Below are 17,031 nucleotides of genomic sequence, written 5' to 3' on the forward strand. Positions count from 1 at the left end.
ATGTTGGTCCACCCTCCCTTTGGATTGGTGCCTGATGAACGACGAACGGTTCAGGCCGGCTGTGGCGTCTTGAGGTTGAACCGGCGCCAGAGCAGGCGGCCTACGGTGATCAACCAGTTCAACAACGCCACCGCCAGAATTGTCAGCAAAAGTGTACCCATGCCTTGTTCGACGATGATCTTGCCCGCCAGCAACGGGAAGCCGAACACGCCGATAAAGTACGACAGACTGAACAGCAGTAACGCTTGCGCGGTGACTCCGCCGGGTGCTTCGTTGGCGGCCAGGCCGTTGATCACCGAGTACGTCAGTCCATAGCCTACGCCAAGCGTCATTGCGGCCAGCACGTAGGTGAAGCTGTTGTCGACGACAAAGCCGAACAGCACGATCGAACCCATCATCAACCCCGACAACAGGCATGAAGCGCGCAGCGGATCGCGCTTGACCACGAAGCCCGCGATCAACATGCGACTACTGATTGCGGCGCCCATGAAGCCGAAAAAGAACAGCGAGTAATCCAGCGAACGTGATGTCGCATAGCTGGTTTGGAAACTCGACAGGCCACCAAAGACGCAACCGCCCAGACCCACCATGACGATCGGCAGCACCGCCCTGGACGACAGCACTTCAAAGGTGGCTCTCCACGAGATGCGCGCGACGCTGGCGGTGGGCGAGGGCGCCTTGTTTAACCGCGCGTCCAGGCGCCAGAACAGCACGACGCCGATCAGGCTGGCCAGTGCCGCGAGGTAAAACGCCGAAGTCAGCGGGTAGCCCAGTGCGCTGGCCGCACGCCCCAGCAACGGGCCGCTGCCGATGCCGGTCATCATGCTGCCCGACAGCAGGGCGAAGTATTTGGCGCGTTGCGCGGGCACGACCAGGCTGGCGACGATGATCGGCCCGAGCGTATAGAAGACGCCCCAGCCCAACCCCAGCAACAGGCCGAAAAACAGCAGAAGGTGCCCGAAGCCCGGCGTCATGGCGAACCCCAGGCTGGCCACCACCAGCAGAACGCCGAACAACGCAATCGAGCGCGCCGCACCGAACACATCGGACAAATGCCCGGAGACGATCACCGCCGCGAACGTACTGAGCATTGCCGCAGAGATCACGCTACCGGCATCGTGTTCGTTCCCTCCGCGTGCACCGATCAGCAGTGACAACAGAAACGTCGAGCCGTACGACAGCGACAACAGATAGCTGGCCAGGCAGAACATGCCAAACAGCTTGCGCGAGACTTGGGGTGGAGCACTGGACATGACGCGGTTCCTTGACCCGTTCATTGCAAAGAGTCTTCTATCTATCACGCGAGGCGAAGATGTTAGGTCTCTGGTTCTCGATTTCAGGATGAGTAATGACCGGAGTAATGCGCAGGGCTTGGGATAAATCCCTGTGACGCGTGCGCCGCGTCGACATACCATGACGTTTTCCATTTTGACGAAGGCCCGTCCATGACCATCGAGATCCGCCCGGCGACCCCGAGCGATGCCCCGCAAATCCTCGGGTTCATCACCGAACTGGCCGACTACGAACGCGCCCGCCACGAAGTCATCGCCAGCGTTGCCGACATCGAACGCAGCCTGTTCAGCGAAGGCGCCACGGCCCATGGCCTGATCTGCCTGCGTGACGGCGTGCCGATCGGTTTCGCCGTGTTCTTCTTCAGCTATTCGACGTGGCTGGGCAGCAATTGCCTGTACCTGGAAGACCTGTACATCACACCCGAACAGCGCGGCGGCGGAGCAGGCAAGACCCTGCTACGCCACCTGGCGAAAATCGCCTGCGCCAATGATTGCGGGCGTTTTGAGTGGAGTGTGCTGGAGTGGAACACGCCGGCTATCGAGTTCTACAAGTCGCTGGGGGCGCAACCGCAAGAGGAGTGGGTGCGTTACCGGATGGATGGTGCGGTGTTGCGCGAGTTTGCCCAAGGCAACTGACTGCTCCCAAACGTTTGAGAAGATCGCAATGGCTGCGGTCTTTTTTTTGTTTTGTCTCACAATATGGGATAAGTATTTATATATTGAGATTTATCGCTTTGCGGGTTTATAGTCCGGCTCACTCACTGCCCAATAAACAAAACAGGTGAAGCGATGCTGGCGCAATTGATCGCGCTCGATTGGGGGACAACCTCATTACGTGCTTACAAACTCGCTGCAGATGGCCAGGTGCTGGAACAGCGCTCGCTGTCGTGCGGCATCATGCAGTTGCCCGTCACGCCGCGAGACATCGGCGGCGTGATGTGCACCGACGGTTTTGAACTGGCGTTCCTTGATGCCTGCGGCGATTGGCTTGACGCCCAACCTGGTCTGCCGGTGATTGCCTGTGGCATGGTCGGCAGCGCCCAGGGCTGGCGCGAAGCGGCGTACTGCGACACACCGGCCAATGTCGCCAATCTGGGCACTTCGCTGCAAACCGTGCGCAGTGTGCGCGGTGTCGACGTGCATATCGTGCCGGGCGTGATCCAGCGTTCGCGCCTGCCCAATGTGATGCGCGGCGAAGAAACCCAGGTCCTGGGCGTTCTGCAACGTCTGCCGGAAGAGAAGGGTGACGATCTGCTGATCGGCCTGCCGGGCAGTCATTCGAAGTGGGTGGAAGTGGCCGACGGTTGCATCGTGCATTTCGACACTTTCATGACCGGCGAAGTCTTCGCGGTGCTCAGCGATCACAGCATTCTGGGACGCACCCAACAACGCGGCGGGTCCTTTGACAGCGCTGCATTTGACCGTGGCGTGCAAGTGGCGCTGTCGACCGAGGGCGAAACCGGTCCGCTGTCGACGATGTTCAGTGCCCGCAGCCTCGGCCTGACCGGCGAGCTCAGCGCCAGTGCTCAAGCGGATTACCTGTCCGGCCTGCTCATCGGCCATGAACTGACGGCGCTGGCCGCCGTACTGCGTCGTCGGCGCTGCAGCGTGCACCTGCCTTCGGTCATTCTGATTGGCAACAGCCAACTCTGCTCCCGCTACAGCCGGGCCCTCGACGCCTGCGGTTTTGCTCGTGTGACGCTGGCCGAGCAGGCCACCGAGCGCGGTTTGTGGCAACTGGCGGTTGCCGCTGGCCTCGTCCCCCAACAACCCTCGCGTTAAACCTGACTGGAGGTCTGACATGCTCAAGCAAGCCCTGGCGCAAAACGGTCTGATTGCCATCCTGCGCGGCCTGCGTCCGCAAGAAGCGGCGGCCATCGGCGAAGTGCTGTACGCCGCCGGATTTCGCGTCATCGAAGTGCCGCTCAATTCACCCGAACCGTACGAAAGTATCCGCATCCTGCGTAGCACCTTGCCTGCCGATTGCCTGATCGGCGCCGGCACGGTGTTGACGCCGGAACAGGTCGAGCAGGTGAAAGCCGCTGGTGGCCAGGTGATCGTCATGCCGCACAGCGATGCCAAGGTGTTGCGCGCGGCGAAGGCGGCCGGATTGTTCCTGTCACCGGGTGTGGCGACGCCTACCGAAGCGTTTGCCGCGCTGGCGGAAGGCGCCGATGTGCTGAAGATGTTCCCGGCTGAGCAAATGGGTCCGGCGGTGGTCAAGGCCTGGCTGGCCGTGTTGCCGGCCGGAACCATCCTGGCACCGGTGGGCGGGATCACCCCGGACAACATGCAAGTGTTCATCGACGCTGGCGTTCGAGGGTTCGGCCTCGGTTCCGGTTTGTTCAAGCCGGGCATGTCGCCCGAGCAAGTAGCGGCCAATGCCAAGGCCTACGTCGCGGCCTGGAAGGCTCTTCGCTAAGCATTTTCGGCGCTGCAAGCGCTGCATCTAACAAGAGAGACAATCAGATGAAAATCACCAAGCTGACCACCTTCATCGTTCCGCCGCGCTGGTGCTTCCTCAAGGTCGAAACCGATGAAGGCGTGACCGGTTGGGGCGAGCCCGTGGTCGAAGGCCGCGCTCACACTGTCGCGGCTGCCGTCGAAGAATTGTCCGACTACCTGATCGGCAAAGACCCACGCAACATCGAAGACATTTGGACCGTGCTTTACCGCGGCGGCTTCTACCGGGGTGGCGCCATCCACATGAGCGCACTCGCCGGCATCGACCAGGCGTTGTGGGACATCAAGGGCAAGGCGCTGGGCGTGTCGGTCAGCGACCTGCTCGGTGGTCAGGTTCGCGACAAGATTCGCGTGTATTCGTGGATCGGCGGCGACCGCCCTGCAGACACCGCCCGCGCGGCGAAAGAAGCGGTGTCTCGTGGTTTCACGGCCGTCAAAATGAACGGTACCGAAGAACTGCAATTTCTCGACACCTTCGAAAAAGTCGACCTGGCCCTGGCCAACGTTGCCGCCGTGCGTGATGCGGTCGGCCCGAACGTCGGCATTGGCGTGGACTTCCATGGCCGGGTGCACAAGCCAATGGCCAAGGTGCTGATGAAGGAACTCGACCCGTACAAGCTGATGTTCATCGAAGAACCGGTGCTCAGTGAAAACTACGAAGCGTTGAAGGAACTGGCACCACTGACCAGCACGCCGATTGCGCTGGGCGAACGCCTGTTCTCACGCTGGGATTTCAAGCGTGTGTTGAGCGAAGGCTACGTCGACATCATCCAGCCCGACGCCTCTCACGCCGGGGGGATCACCGAGACCCGCAAGATCGCCAACATGGCCGAGGCCTACGACGTCGCGCTGGCGCTGCATTGCCCGCTGGGCCCGATTGCCCTGGCGGCTTGCCTGCAACTGGACGCGGCCTGCTACAACGCGTTCATTCAGGAACAGAGCCTGGGCATCCACTACAACGAGAGCAACGACCTGCTCGACTACGTGAAGGACCCGCGGGTGTTCGACTACGACCAGGGCATGGTGAAGATCCCCAACGGCCCGGGCCTGGGCATCGAGATCAACGAGGAATACGTGATCGAGCGTGCAGCGGTCGGCCACCGCTGGCGCAACCCGATCTGGCGTCATGCCGATGGCAGTTTTGCCGAGTGGTGAGTCTCGTTTGATTCATCTTATAGCCCCCTGTGGGAGCGAGCCTGCTCGCGATGGTTTGTCTGCCGGCATCGATGTCGAATGACACACCGCTATCGCGAGCAAGCCCGCTCCCACAAGGGGACTGACTCAGCGCTTCAGCTCGACCTCAATAAAGATAAAAAGAGGCACCCCCATGCAATCGCAAACCCTCACCGGGCAGGCGTCGTTGGTGACGCCCAGCCGCAAGCGTTTTTTCATCATGGTCCTGCTGTTCATCACCGTGGTGATCAACTACCTGGACCGCAGCAACCTGTCCATCGCCGCCCCGGCACTGACCAGCGACCTGGGCATCGACCCGATCCATGTCGGGCTGATCTTCTCCGCGTTCGGCTGGACCTATGCCGCCATGCAGATCCCCGGCGGCTGGCTGGTCGATCGTGTTCCGCCGCGCATTCTCTACACTGCCGCATTGTTGCTGTGGTCGATCGCCACGGTGATGCTCGGCTTCGCTGGCAGCTTCATCGCGCTGTTCGTCCTGCGCATGGCGGTCGGCGCCCTGGAAGCCCCTGCGTACCCGATCAACAGCCGGGTGGTCACCACCTGGTTCCCCGAGCGCGAGCGCGCCACGGCCATCGGTTTCTACACCTCCGGGCAGTTCGTCGGCCTGGCGTTCCTGACGCCGGTCCTCGCCTGGCTGCAGCATGAATTCGGCTGGCACATGGTGTTTGTCACCACCGGCGCGGTGGGCATTCTGTGGGCGGTGATCTGGTACGCCGTGTATCGTGAGCCACGGGACTTCAAGGGCGCCAACCAGGCTGAAATCGACTTGATCCGCGAAGGCGGCGGGTTGGTGGACATCCAGAAGGAACAAGCCAAGGTCAAAGCCAAATTCAGCTGGACCGACCTGGGCATCGTCCTGACCAAACGCAAACTCTGGGGCATCTACCTGGGCCAGTTCTGCCTCAACTCGACGTTGTGGTTCTTCCTCACCTGGTTCCCGACCTACCTGGTGAAATACCGTGGCATGGACTTCATCAAGTCCGGGTTGCTGGCATCGTTGCCGTTCCTGGCGGCCTTCGTGGGCGTGCTCTGCTCGGGTTTCTTCTCGGACTTCCTGATCCGTCGTGGTTACTCCGTGGGCTTTGCCCGCAAGTTGCCGATCATCGGCGGTTTGCTGATTTCGACCTCGATCATCGGGGCCAACTTCGTCGAATCGACGCCGCTGGTGATTGCCTTCCTCGCGCTGGCTTTTTTCGGCAACGGCCTGGCGTCCATCACCTGGTCGCTGGTTTCGACCCTGGCACCGGCGCGTCTGCTGGGATTGACCGGTGGCGTTTTCAACTTCATCGGTAACCTGTCGGCCATCGCCACGCCGATCGTCATCGGTTTCCTCGCCAGCGGAGATTCCTTCGCGCCAGCCATTACCTACATCTCGGTTCTGGCCTTGCTGGGTGCGCTTTCCTACATCCTGCTGGTGGGCAAGGTCGAGCGTATCGAGTTGTAGTCGCAGCCCTCGGGCGACCATAATGCCGCCCGTTCACTCGCTCAACGCTAAAGGCTGGATATGCAGGAAGACGCTGCAAAACACACCAAGGACGCTGCGCCCACTGGCACCCAGACTTTGCTTCGCGGTTTGGGTGTCGTGCAGGCCGTGGCCAGTGGTGCACGCGACCTGAAGGAAATCGCCCGTCTGATCGGCACCACGCGCAGTACCACGCATCGACTGGCCAGTTGCCTGGTGGACGAGCGTTACTTACGCGTGGTGCCGCAGATCGGTTATCTGCTGGGGCCGAAGTTGATCGAGCTGGGTTTCCAGGCCCGTGAAGAGCTGCCGCTGGTGACCCTGGCCGGGCCGTATCTGGATGAGTTGTCGGCGTTGACCGGCGACACCATTCACCTGGCGATTCGCGAAGGCGACGAAGTCTTGTATCTGCACAAGAACCCAGGGCGCAACGGCCCGGAAATGCGTTCACGGGTTGGCCACCGCATGCCGTTGGCACGCACCGGGATCGGCAAGGCGCTGATGCTGGATGACACCGAGGAAGAATGGCAACGGTTGTACGAAGTCAGCTTGCCAGAAGGTGGGAAAAATCAGTTCTGGCCGCAGCACCCGGAGCAATCCTGGGCGCAGTTCCGCCAGCGCATGGTCGAGTACGTGGCCGGTGGCTACGCCTTCGACCTGGAAGACAACGAACCGTCGATCCGCTGCGTCGCCGCACCAATACGCGATGCCAGCAAGCGCATCGTCGCCGGCATCAGCATTGCGAGCACGGTGCCGTACATGCCACTGGAAAAAATGGCCGAGCTGATTCCCCTGATCAAAGGGGTCACAGCCCGGCTGTCGGCGGAGCTTGGTCTGAAGGTCTGAGCTTCGAGGTGCTCGACGCACAATTGCGGCACAGGCGCTGTTTCGAGCGCAGTTTCTGACGTGTTCGCTCCGACAGGAATTGTGGGTAACAAAAAGGCCCCCGTGTAGGGAGCCTTTTTATCAGAGCAACCGGCTTACATGTTCGGGTAAGTCGGGCCGCCGGCACCTTCCGGTGTCACCCAGGTGATGTTCTGCGCAGGGTCCTTGATGTCGCAGGTCTTGCAGTGAACGCAGTTTTGGGCATTGATCTGGAAGCGCTTCTCGCCGTCTTCCTGAGTCACGACTTCATACACGCCGGCCGGGCAGTAACGCTGTGCCGGTTCGTCGTACAGCGGCAGGTTCTTGCTCAGCGGAATGCTCGGGTCGGTGAGCTTCAGGTGGCAGGGTTGTTCTTCTTCGTGGTTGGTCCCCGAAATGAACACCGAGCTCAATTTGTCGAAGCTGAGTTTGCCGTCCGGTTTCGGATAGTCGATCTTCTTGCAGTCGGCCGCGAGCTTGAGGCAGGCGTAGTCCGGCTTGTTGTCGTGCAGGGTGAACGGCATTTTGCCGCCGAAGATGTTCTGGTCCAGCCAGTTGAAACCACCACCGACGATAGCGCCGAACTTGTGGATCGCCGGGCCGAAGTTGCGGCTGGCGAACAGTTCTTCATGCAGCCAGCTGTTTTTGAACGCGTCGACGTAGGAAGTCAGCTCTTCGCTGCCGTCCTTGTCGGCGAACAGCGCGTCAGCCACCGATTCGGCAGCGAGCATGCCCGACTTCATCGCGGTGTGGCTGCCCTTGATCTTCGCGAAGTTCAGGGTGCCGAGGTCGCAACCGATCAGCGCGCCACCCTTGAAGACCATTTTCGGCAGCGAGTTCAGGCCGCCCTTGCAGATCGCGCGTGCGCCGTAGCTGATGCGCTTGCCGCCTTCCAGGTACTGCTTGAGCACCGGGTGATGCTTGAGGCGCTGGAACTCGTCGAACGGCGACAGGTAGGTGTTGCTGTAGGAAAGGTCGACGATCAGGCCGACGAACACCTGATTGTTTTCCAGGTGATAGAGGAACGAGCCACCGGTGTTCTCGGTGCCCATAATGTCCATTGGCCAACCGGCGGTGTGGACCACCAGGCCTGGCTGGTGCTTGGCCGGGTCGATTTCCCAGATTTCCTTGAGACCAATGCCGTAGTGCTGGGCGTCGGCTTCGGTATCGAGGTTGAAACGCTTAATCAGCTGTTTGCCGATGTGGCCACGGCAACCTTCGGCGAACAGCGTGTATTTGCCACGCAGTTCCATGCCGGGGGTGTACAGGCCTTCTTTGGGATGACCTTCACGGTCGACACCCAGGTCGCCGGTGATGATCCCGCGAACCACGCCGTTTTCGTCGATGAGCGCTTCCTGGGCGGCGAAGCCCGGGTAGATTTCCACGCCCAGGTTCTCGGCCTGCTGGGCGAGCCAGCGGCACAGGTTACCCAGGGAAATGATGTAGTTGCCTTCGTTGTGCATGGTCTTGGGCACAAAGAAGTCAGGAATCTGTTGCGCGCTGTCGGCGTTCTTCAGTACGTAGATATCGTCGCGGGTCACCGGCGTGTTCAGCGGTGCACCGAGTTCTTTCCAGTCCGGGAACAATTCGTTCAGGGCGCGCGGTTCAAACACGGCACCGGACAGGATGTGAGCACCCACTTCAGAGCCTTTTTCGACCACGCAGACGCTGATTTCCTTACCGGCTTCAGCAGCCTTCTGCTTCAACCGGCAGGCGGCGGAAAGACCAGCGGGGCCGGCACCGACGATGACCACGTCGAATTCCATGTATTCGCGTTCCACAGGTTTTCTCCTACTCAAGGCTCAACGGTTTTTTTTCTATTTGGAGGTTTGGTGTCGCATCCATGAATCCCTGCGTGAACGGGGAAGAGGACAATCGATGAGCCACCTTTCTCTCTGGGTGGCGCATTATATCTACACCACTCTCAGCGTCCAATACAAACGTTTGTTTGAAATGGCTCAAAGCCAGATAAATCAAAGTCACGCGGCTTATGAACGGCTATTTTGCCGTATTGACCGGAATAGGCGTTCCGGTCAAGATACGGTCGGTTTTGCGCTCGCCGTAGGCTGACCGGTGGTTTCAAGAGCACCTCTAAAGACAGGGCGATGGCAGTAGAAGGTGATGCAAGGCGTGGGGTTATCCGCGCAGTTTACACGCCGTGTAATGCGATGACCGAGTAGTCACCCCTGACGAACGGTCATCAACATCATGAGCGTCCATCACTTGACACACAGGCCGGCGTTTTTGGAGGTGCCCTTGCGCCCGATGAGCATCAACCGCCAGGTACGCCCAGGCGACTTTCTTTTCACCGGAGAGTAACGAGGAATCCATGAAGGTTCTTGTAGCTGTCAAACGCGTTGTGGATTACAACGTCAAGGTCCGCGTCAAGGCGGACAATTCCGGCGTCGACCTCGCCAACGTGAAGATGTCGATGAACCCATTCTGCGAAATCGCAGTGGAAGAAGCCGTACGCCTGAAAGAAAAAGGCGTTGCGACTGAAATCGTCGTCGTCTCCGTCGGCCCGTCCACCGCTCAGGAGCAGCTGCGCACCGCACTGGCTCTGGGTGCCGACCGCGCCATCCTCGTCGAATCCGCTGAAGATCTGACATCCCTGGCCGTCGCCAAACTGTTGAAGGCCGTTGTCGACAAGGAGCAGCCGCAACTGGTGATCCTGGGCAAGCAAGCCATCGACAGCGACAACAATCAGACTGGCCAGATGCTGGCTGCACTGAGCGGCTACGGTCAGGGCACCTTCGCATCCAAGGTCGAAGTGTCTGGCGACAGCGTTGCCGTGACTCGCGAAATCGATGGCGGCGCGCAGACCGTTTCGTTGAAGCTGCCGGCCATCGTCACCACCGACCTGCGTTTGAACGAGCCGCGCTACGCGTCCCTGCCAAACATCATGAAAGCCAAGAAGAAGCCTCTCGAGACGCTGACTCCGGACGCTTTGGGCGTTTCCACCGCCTCCACCAACAAGACCGTAAAAGTCGAAGCGCCTGCCGCACGCAGCGCAGGCATCAAGGTCAAGTCGGTGGCTGAACTGGTCGAGAAACTGAAAAACGAAGCGAAGGTAATCTAATCATGACTATCTTGGTAATCGCTGAACACGACGGTAAAGCCCTGGCTCCGGCCACGCTGAACACCGTAGCTGCCGCCGCCAAAATCGGTGGCGACATCCACGTTCTGGTCGCTGGCCAGGGCGCTGGTACCGTGGCCGAAGCCGCCGGGAAAATCGCTGGCGTGAGCAAGGTCCTGAATGCTGATAACGCGGCCTACGCGCACCAGCTGCCAGAAAACGTTGCTCCGCTGGTTGCAGAGTTGGGCAAAAGCTACAGTCACATCCTGGCTGCCGCGACTTCCAACGGCAAAAACATCCTGCCGCGCGTTGCCGCTGCACTGGACGTTGACCAGATCTCCGAGATCATCTCGGTAGAAAGCGCCGACACCTTCAAGCGTCCGATCTACGCGGGTAACGCCATCGCTACCGTGCAATCGAACGCTGCGATCAAGGTGATCACCGTACGTGCCACCGGTTTCGACCCGGTTGCCGCCGAAGGTGGTTCGGCTGCCGTTGAAGCCGTCGCTGCGGCTCACGACGCTGGTATCTCCAGCTTCGTTGGTGAGGAACTGGCCAAGTCCGATCGTCCGGAACTGACCGCTGCCAAGATCGTCGTTTCCGGCGGCCGTGGCATGCAGAACGGTGACAACTTCAAGCACCTGTACGCCCTGGCCGACAAGCTGGGCGCTGCTGTCGGTGCCTCGCGTGCCGCGGTCGACGCAGGTTTCGTACCCAACGACATGCAGGTCGGCCAGACCGGCAAGATCGTTGCGCCACAGCTGTACGTCGCGGTCGGTATCTCCGGCGCGATCCAGCACCTGGCCGGCATGAAAGACTCCAAAGTGATCGTTGCGATCAACAAGGACGAAGAAGCGCCGATCTTCCAGGTGGCCGATTACGGCCTGGTGGCAGACCTGTTCGAAGCCATCCCCGAGTTCGAGAAGCTGGTCTAATCCAGCCGCTTGACCTATAAAGAGCCCGACCTTTTGGTCGGGCTTTTTTTTGCTTTCGATTTTTCTGCCCCCCTGTAGGAGCGAGCTTGCTCGCGATGGTTGTCAACGAAAACGCTGGGCGCCTGACACCCCGCGGTGCTCTGTCGTCCATCGCGAGCAAGCTCGCTCCTACAGGGGGGGATTACGGGAGGTGTATGAATCTGCGTCTGATATTGAGTGCGCTGGCGCTGTTGCCGGGCCTGTCCGTCGCCGCCGGCAAGTGCGAGCGCCTGGTGGTCACCGGTAGCCCGGATGCGCCGCCGTACCTTTGGCAGGACCCGCAAAATCCCAAGCACCTGATCGGGGCCAGTGCCGATCTGCTGCAGCAAGTGGCAGGGGAGTTGGGGATCAAGGTCGAGTTGCTCTATGCCGGTAAACGCGCCCAAGCCCTGGAAGAGGTGCGCAGTGGACGCATGGACATGCTGGCAGACGCGCCGTTGACGCTCAGTGAACTGCAAAGCCTGGACTACATCCATCCGCCATTGCTGGAAAACGATTACCTGGTTTGGACACGCAAGGACTCGGCGCTGGTCTACAACGACGCGCATGACCTTCACGGCCACCCTGGTGCACTGTCGGAAAAGTCCCGGATTACGTCGGCATTCAGCCTGTTCGCCGAGCAACAACTGGCCCTCGTTCGTACAGCCAACCTGACGCAGGCGTTCCAGAAACTGCTGCTGGGCGAGGTGGAATATGTACTGGCAGGGCGTTACTCAGGCATGGCCGCCGTGCAGGCATTGGGCATGGCCAACGACTTGGTGGCGCGAGCCCAACCGGTGGATAAACCGGGCCTGTACCTGGCGATATCCCATAATTCGGCCTGTAACGATCCGTGGTTGCGCGGACAGCTGGCCAAAAAGATGACAGAATTGCCCGCGTCCGGACTGGCCGAGGCCGCGCTGTTGCGCAATATCGAGCGTTGGAAAACCCAACTCTCCCAACCCCAACAGCCCCCCGCCGGTGCCCCAAAACAGTAGGGATTTTTAGTGAGTATTCGACCTCTTTTCGCTGCCTTGGCCGTTATGGCCCTGGCGGGGTGTGCAGCCGATCCGGCGCCCAATGAACAGTTCCGCCTGACCGAGCAGGCACTGGTACAAGCCAAGGCCGTAGGGGCCACCGCCGACGAAGTGCCGGAAATGAAACTGGCCGAAGACAAGTTCAGTCGCGCTCAGGGCGATATGGCCGATCAATCCTACAAACATGCGCGGATGCGGGCTGAACAGGCCGAGCTGGACGCACGCCTGGCCGAAGCCAAGGTGCTGACGCTCAAGAGCGAAGAGCAATTGAAGGTGCTCAACAGCCGCATTACCCGACTGCGCAAGCAAGTGGGGGATGCCCAATGAATCTCGATTCCAGGATTGTCGGGGCCCTGATCCTCGCCGGCTGCGCCAGTCTGTACGGCTGTGCCGGTCAACGCAGCGAAACTGCGTTGCAGGATGCCGGTGCCGATTTCCAGAAGGTCAAGGAAGATGCCAACGTGTTGCGCATCGCCCCCAAGGACGTGATTCGCGCCGGCGAATCCCTGGCGCGTGCCGACCGCCTGTCCAGTTACTGGGGCAGCGGTTCAGACGTGGTGCATTACGCCTACCTGAGTCGCCGCTACAGCGAAATCGCCCGGGAGCACACCAATCTGGTGCTCAATGAAGAGCGTGCGGCCAAGCTCGAGCTGGAGCGACAGCGCCTGCAACTAGCTTTGCGCGAATCCAAGCTGCTCAGCGTGCAGCAGCAGGGCAAGTGGCTGGAAGAACAGATCGTCGCGCTCGCCACCACCCAGACCGATCGCGGCCTGGTGATGACACTCGGCGACATGCTGTTCGATACCGGTGAAGCTGAGCTGAAAAGCTCTGCCAACCGCGTGGTGCTCAAGATTGTCCAGTTCCTGCAGCTCAACCCCAAGCGCGTCGTGCGCATCGAAGGGTACACCGACAGTACCGGCGGCAAGCAGGAAAACCTCAAGCTGTCCCGTGACCGCGCACAGTCGGTGGCTGATGTACTCATGGACCTGGGCATCGACGACAAGCGCATCCAGGTCGAAGGTTACGGCGACGAATACCCGGTGGACGTGAACGCCTCCGAACGGGGCCGCGCGCAGAACCGTCGAGTGGAAATCGTGTTCTCCGACGAAAAAGGCCAGCTCGGCGCCGCCCGCTGAGGGCGGCGTTACTGGAAAACCCGGCCTGCCAGTCAGTGCCGGGTTTTTTTACGCCTGCCAACGGCTCACACTCTTGATGTAAGCAGTACAGATTTTGCTGACACTGCACTGTACTGTCGACTATTGTGGTAACTGTCCCCGTACACTTCTAAACTGTTCCGGTATTGTTTCACACAAGAATAAAATGCCCGTGAAATCGAGTGCTGCGTCATGACCAACCTCTTGCTCTACCAACGTATTGCTCAACAACTGGCCGAAGACATCCGTCGGGGTGTCTATCAACCGGGGGAGCGCGTGCCTTCGGTACGCAAGATGAGCTCGCAGCTCAACGTCAGCCATGCCACGGTGTTGCAGGCTTACGCCAACCTCGAGGATCAGGGGCTGATCCGTGCCCGGCCGCAGTCCGGTTACTACGTGCACCAGACGCCAGCACTGACGGCGCCGACGCCGGACATCGCACGGGTAGAGCGCCCTGGATTGGTTACCCGTAGCAGCATCATCCAGCAAGTGTTGGTCGAGTCGCGCCGTGAAGGGGTGTTTCCCCTGGGCGCGGCCGTGCCAAGCGTTGACTATCTGCCCGTTCGCGCATTGCATCAGCAACTGGCCAAAGTCACCCGATTCCATAGTCCGCGGGCGTTCAGCTACATGTTCAGCCCCGGTTTCGAACCGCTGCGCCGCCAAGTGGCGATTCGCATGCGCGATGCGGGCGTGGTGGTCGATCCCTCCGAAGTGGTGATCACCCACGGCTGCGTCGATGCCCTGCAGATGTCCCTGCGCGTGCTGACACGGCCAGGCGATCTGATCGCCGCCGAGTCACCGACTTACTACGGCTTGTTGCAATTGGCCGACCTGCTGGGCCTCAAAGTCATCGAGATCCCCAGTGATCCGGCCACCGGCATGAGCCTGGAAGCCTTGCAGCTGGCGGCCAACCAGTGGTCGATCAAGGCGTTGGTGCTGACCACGCGCCTGGGCAACCCGCTGGGGGGCACGATGCCCGAAGAGCGGCAGAAACAATTGCTGCGCTTGGCCTCGGATTTCGATATCCAGGTGGTCGAAGACGACATCTACGGCGAATTGATGTTCGAACAGGGTCGGACCAAGGCGCTCAAGGCCTACGACCGGCTGGACCGGGTGATCTATTGCTCGAGCTTCTCCAAGACCTTGTCACCGGGGGTGCGCATCGGCTGGATGATCGCCGGCAAGTACCAGCAGGAAATCCAGCGGCTGCAGACGTTCAGTACCCATTCCGCCTGCAGCGTGACGCAGATGGGCATCGCTGCCTATTTGGAAAACGGTGGATACGACAGGCATCTGCGGTTCATCCGCCAGGAATACCGCAAGAATCTCAGCGCCTTCCAGCTCGCGGTGCAGCAGTACTTTCCGGAAGGCACTCAGATGACCCGGCCCACCGGCGGTTTCATTCTATGGGTAAGCCTGCCCGGCAGGGTCAACACGCAGGAACTGCATGTGCGTGCGCTGCAACAAGGCATCAGTATCGCGCCGGGGCTGATTTTCAGTAACACCGAGCAGTTCAACCATTGCATCCGGCTCAACTGCGGTACGCCATGGAATCGTGAGGCGGAACGGGCGTTGATGACCCTGGGCATGTTGGCCACACAACTGTGCCAGGAGACGACTGGCGTCTTTTGATACAAGTCGCCCTCCAGCAAGCTTGTCTTGTTGTGCCCAACGAGCGAGCATATGTCCCTCGCCGATAGTGCCGTGAGCTCCGTTGGGTCCATGAAATCATTGTTTTCCTCTGTATGCCTTGCGGTGTGTCTGGCGCTGATCCTACCGGCGCCAAGCGTCAAGGCGGCTTCAGTGCAGGAAAAACCTGCGGCGAAAGCGGCTGCGAACAAAGCCGCTCCCGTCAAGAAAGCTGTTCCGGCCAAGAAAGCCACACCCGTCAAGAAAGCCGCGCCAGTCACAAAAAATGCGACCAAGGTGAAAAAGCGCGCGCCGATTGTCTCCAAGTCCAAACCCGCGAGCGAAGTCGCGAAGACTGCGCTGCCTTCGGCGAACCTGGATTTGAGCCTGCCCCGGGACATGGTCGAGGAGCTGGAGCCGGTCGGCACCGTTGCGCTGCCCAAGCGTCCGGCGGTATTGCCACAAATGTTTGGTGAGAAGGCCTCTCCCTTCCAGCTCAACGGGCGGCTGATCAGCAACGAAATGCAATTGCAACTGCGTAACGAAGAGCGCCGTGAGGTGGACGGCGCCGCGCTGGAGTTCGAATTCAAGCGCTGATTCGCAGGCGCTTTGTCGCAGACTGGTCAGTCACGCCCGTTTGCGCGTAAAAACTCGCGGCCAGTAATTTAAAACAACTGTTTTAGTCGTTATTCTGTGGCCGTCCAATCACATATCGCCCGTCGCGAGGAACCCTTCGTCATGAACTGCCGTGAAGGCTGTGGCGCCTGCTGCATTGCCCCTTCCATCAGCTCCCCGATTCCCGGCATGCCCCATGGCAAAGCCGCAGGAGAACGTTGCGCGCAGCTGTCTGTCGAAAACCTGTGCGCTATTTTCGGCCAACCGGAGCGTCCTGCCGTGTGCTCGGGCTTCAAGGCCGACGTCGAGGTTTGCGGCGCCAGCAGCGAAGAGGCGATCAGGTTGCTGGGCTGGTGGGAGCAGATGACGGCGGCGTGATGTGTTTACGAACGGAACTTCAACAATAAGGAATAAGACTATGAGTTCGCTGCATCGAATGGCTGTGCTGTGTGGGTTGACGCTGATGCTGGCGACCAGTGTCTCCCAGGCCGAAGACTGGAAAGTGGCCAAGAATGAGGACGGTATCAAGGTGTCCTTGAGTGAAGTGGCCGGCTCCGATTACAAGGCCTATCAGGGGGTCACCCTGATGAAAACCACCGTGGCCAAGTTGCGCGCCTTGCAGGATGACGTGGCAGGTGCCTGCGCCTGGATTCACGAGTGCAAACTGCAGAAACTGCTCAAGCACGAAGGGAACCAGAGCTGGACCTACAGCCAGTTCAATACGCCATGGCCGGTGACCCCGCGTGATTCGGTGCTGCATGTCACCACCACCGAAGGCGCCGACGGCAGCCTGACCCGTAAACTCGAAGGAGTACCGAACTACATTCCAGAGGAGAAGGGTTTCGTGCGGGTGGCCAATATCGACGGTTTCTGGAAGTTCGTCCCCAAGGGTGATCAGGTCGAAGTGACCTATCAGGTCCACACGGAGCCGGGCGGCAGCGTGCCGTCGATGGTTGCCAACAAGTTCGTGGTGGATGCGCCGTTCAATACCCTGAAGGCTTTGAAGGCCAAGGCCGAGAAGTAAAAAAACGCCCCATTCAGATCGTTCATTTTACGGTAGGAGCGAGCTTGCTCGCGATTCGGTGGGTCAGGGAGCAAATATGCAAGCTGATACGCAGAATCGCGAGCCAGCTCGCTCCTACAGACAGCGCACTTTATTTTGTTTCTCAATATGCGTTGAACGAAATTTTCACAAAGTCTCCAAGACAATCCGCCCGCGTAACTGTGCCGCTCACTAATCAATGGCAATGCCACGATTGATCGTGCAACATTTGCGCACCGCGCAAACCCCG

17 protein-coding genes are annotated in these 17,031 nt (G+C 60.0%); 15 read left to right on the forward strand and 2 right to left on the reverse strand.

Annotated features, from left to right (window positions below; all coding sequences use genetic code 11):
- Positions 1–50: 50 nt before the first annotated feature.
- Complete coding sequence (locus AB4N64_RS03375; RefSeq protein WP_460121972.1) at positions 51–1,253, reverse strand: MFS transporter; 1,203 nt, start codon at positions 1,251–1,253, stop codon at positions 51–53.
- Between the two features lie 192 nt (positions 1,254–1,445).
- Between AB4N64_RS03375 and AB4N64_RS03380 the strand changes: the two genes are divergently transcribed.
- From AB4N64_RS03380 to AB4N64_RS03405, 6 genes are all read left to right on the forward strand, one after another.
- Positions 1,446–1,928: an N-acetyltransferase family protein gene (locus AB4N64_RS03380; RefSeq protein ID WP_460121974.1), complete on the forward strand. Its 483-nt coding sequence runs from the start codon at positions 1,446–1,448 to the stop codon at positions 1,926–1,928.
- 153 nt (positions 1,929–2,081) lie between these two features.
- Positions 2,082–3,074, forward strand: a complete 993-nt coding sequence (locus tag AB4N64_RS03385) for a 2-dehydro-3-deoxygalactonokinase (protein ID WP_460121976.1) — start codon at positions 2,082–2,084, stop codon at positions 3,072–3,074.
- A gap of 19 nt (positions 3,075–3,093) precedes the next feature.
- Entirely contained in the window at positions 3,094–3,714 is a 621-nt protein-coding gene (locus tag AB4N64_RS03390; RefSeq protein WP_460121978.1) for a 2-dehydro-3-deoxy-6-phosphogalactonate aldolase, read from the forward strand.
- 47 nt (positions 3,715–3,761) lie between these two features.
- Positions 3,762–4,910: a galactonate dehydratase gene (gene dgoD / locus AB4N64_RS03395; protein WP_224536146.1), complete on the forward strand. Its 1,149-nt coding sequence runs from the start codon at positions 3,762–3,764 to the stop codon at positions 4,908–4,910.
- A 172-nt stretch (positions 4,911–5,082) separates the two neighbouring features.
- Positions 5,083–6,393, forward strand: coding sequence for an MFS transporter (locus AB4N64_RS03400; protein WP_460121980.1), 1,311 nt, complete (start codon positions 5,083–5,085; stop codon positions 6,391–6,393).
- Between the two features lie 60 nt (positions 6,394–6,453).
- Positions 6,454–7,257 carry an IclR family transcriptional regulator gene (locus AB4N64_RS03405; protein WP_460121981.1) on the forward strand — a complete coding sequence of 268 codons (804 nt, stop codon included), beginning with the start codon at positions 6,454–6,456 and terminating at the stop codon, positions 7,255–7,257.
- A gap of 134 nt (positions 7,258–7,391) precedes the next feature.
- Here AB4N64_RS03405 and AB4N64_RS03410 read toward each other — a convergent pair whose 3' ends face one another.
- Positions 7,392–9,056: an electron transfer flavoprotein-ubiquinone oxidoreductase gene (locus tag AB4N64_RS03410; protein ID WP_460121983.1), complete on the reverse strand. Its 1,665-nt coding sequence runs from the start codon at positions 9,054–9,056 to the stop codon at positions 7,392–7,394.
- Between the two features lie 548 nt (positions 9,057–9,604).
- Between AB4N64_RS03410 and AB4N64_RS03415 the strand changes: the two genes are divergently transcribed.
- The 9 genes from AB4N64_RS03415 (at position 9,605) to AB4N64_RS03455 (ending at position 16,763) form a co-directional block, all read left to right on the forward strand.
- Positions 9,605–10,354, forward strand: a complete 750-nt coding sequence (locus AB4N64_RS03415; RefSeq protein WP_192306085.1) for an electron transfer flavoprotein subunit beta/FixA family protein — start codon at positions 9,605–9,607, stop codon at positions 10,352–10,354.
- 2 nt (positions 10,355–10,356) lie between these two features.
- Positions 10,357–11,286 (forward strand): electron transfer flavoprotein subunit alpha/FixB family protein, encoded by a 930-nt coding sequence (locus tag AB4N64_RS03420; RefSeq protein ID WP_460121985.1) that lies wholly within the window; start codon positions 10,357–10,359, stop codon positions 11,284–11,286.
- A 194-nt stretch (positions 11,287–11,480) separates the two neighbouring features.
- The gene (locus AB4N64_RS03425) at positions 11,481–12,302 is read left to right on the forward strand and encodes a substrate-binding periplasmic protein (protein WP_460121987.1); all 822 of its coding nucleotides are present in this window, start codon (positions 11,481–11,483) and stop codon (positions 12,300–12,302) included.
- A gap of 9 nt (positions 12,303–12,311) precedes the next feature.
- Entirely contained in the window at positions 12,312–12,668 is a 357-nt protein-coding gene (locus tag AB4N64_RS03430; RefSeq protein WP_460121989.1) for a DUF4398 domain-containing protein, read from the forward strand.
- Complete coding sequence (locus AB4N64_RS03435) at positions 12,665–13,477, forward strand: OmpA family protein (protein WP_460121990.1); 813 nt, start codon at positions 12,665–12,667, stop codon at positions 13,475–13,477. Before AB4N64_RS03430 ends, AB4N64_RS03435 begins: the two co-directional genes overlap by 4 nt.
- 210 nt (positions 13,478–13,687) lie before the next feature.
- A complete protein-coding gene (locus AB4N64_RS03440) occupies positions 13,688–15,127 on the forward strand; it encodes an aminotransferase-like domain-containing protein (protein WP_460121992.1) in 1,440 nt (479 codons plus the stop codon).
- Positions 15,128–15,217: 90 nt separating this feature from the next.
- Positions 15,218–15,721: a translation initiation factor 2 gene (locus AB4N64_RS03445; RefSeq protein WP_460121994.1), complete on the forward strand. Its 504-nt coding sequence runs from the start codon at positions 15,218–15,220 to the stop codon at positions 15,719–15,721.
- A gap of 141 nt (positions 15,722–15,862) precedes the next feature.
- Positions 15,863–16,117: a YkgJ family cysteine cluster protein gene (locus AB4N64_RS03450; RefSeq protein WP_460121996.1), complete on the forward strand. Its 255-nt coding sequence runs from the start codon at positions 15,863–15,865 to the stop codon at positions 16,115–16,117.
- A 40-nt stretch (positions 16,118–16,157) separates the two neighbouring features.
- The gene (locus AB4N64_RS03455) at positions 16,158–16,763 is read left to right on the forward strand and encodes an START domain-containing protein (RefSeq protein WP_460121998.1); all 606 of its coding nucleotides are present in this window, start codon (positions 16,158–16,160) and stop codon (positions 16,761–16,763) included.
- Positions 16,764–17,031 lie beyond the last annotated feature (268 nt).

It is taken from the genome of Pseudomonas sp. S2_C03, assembly GCF_054668405.1.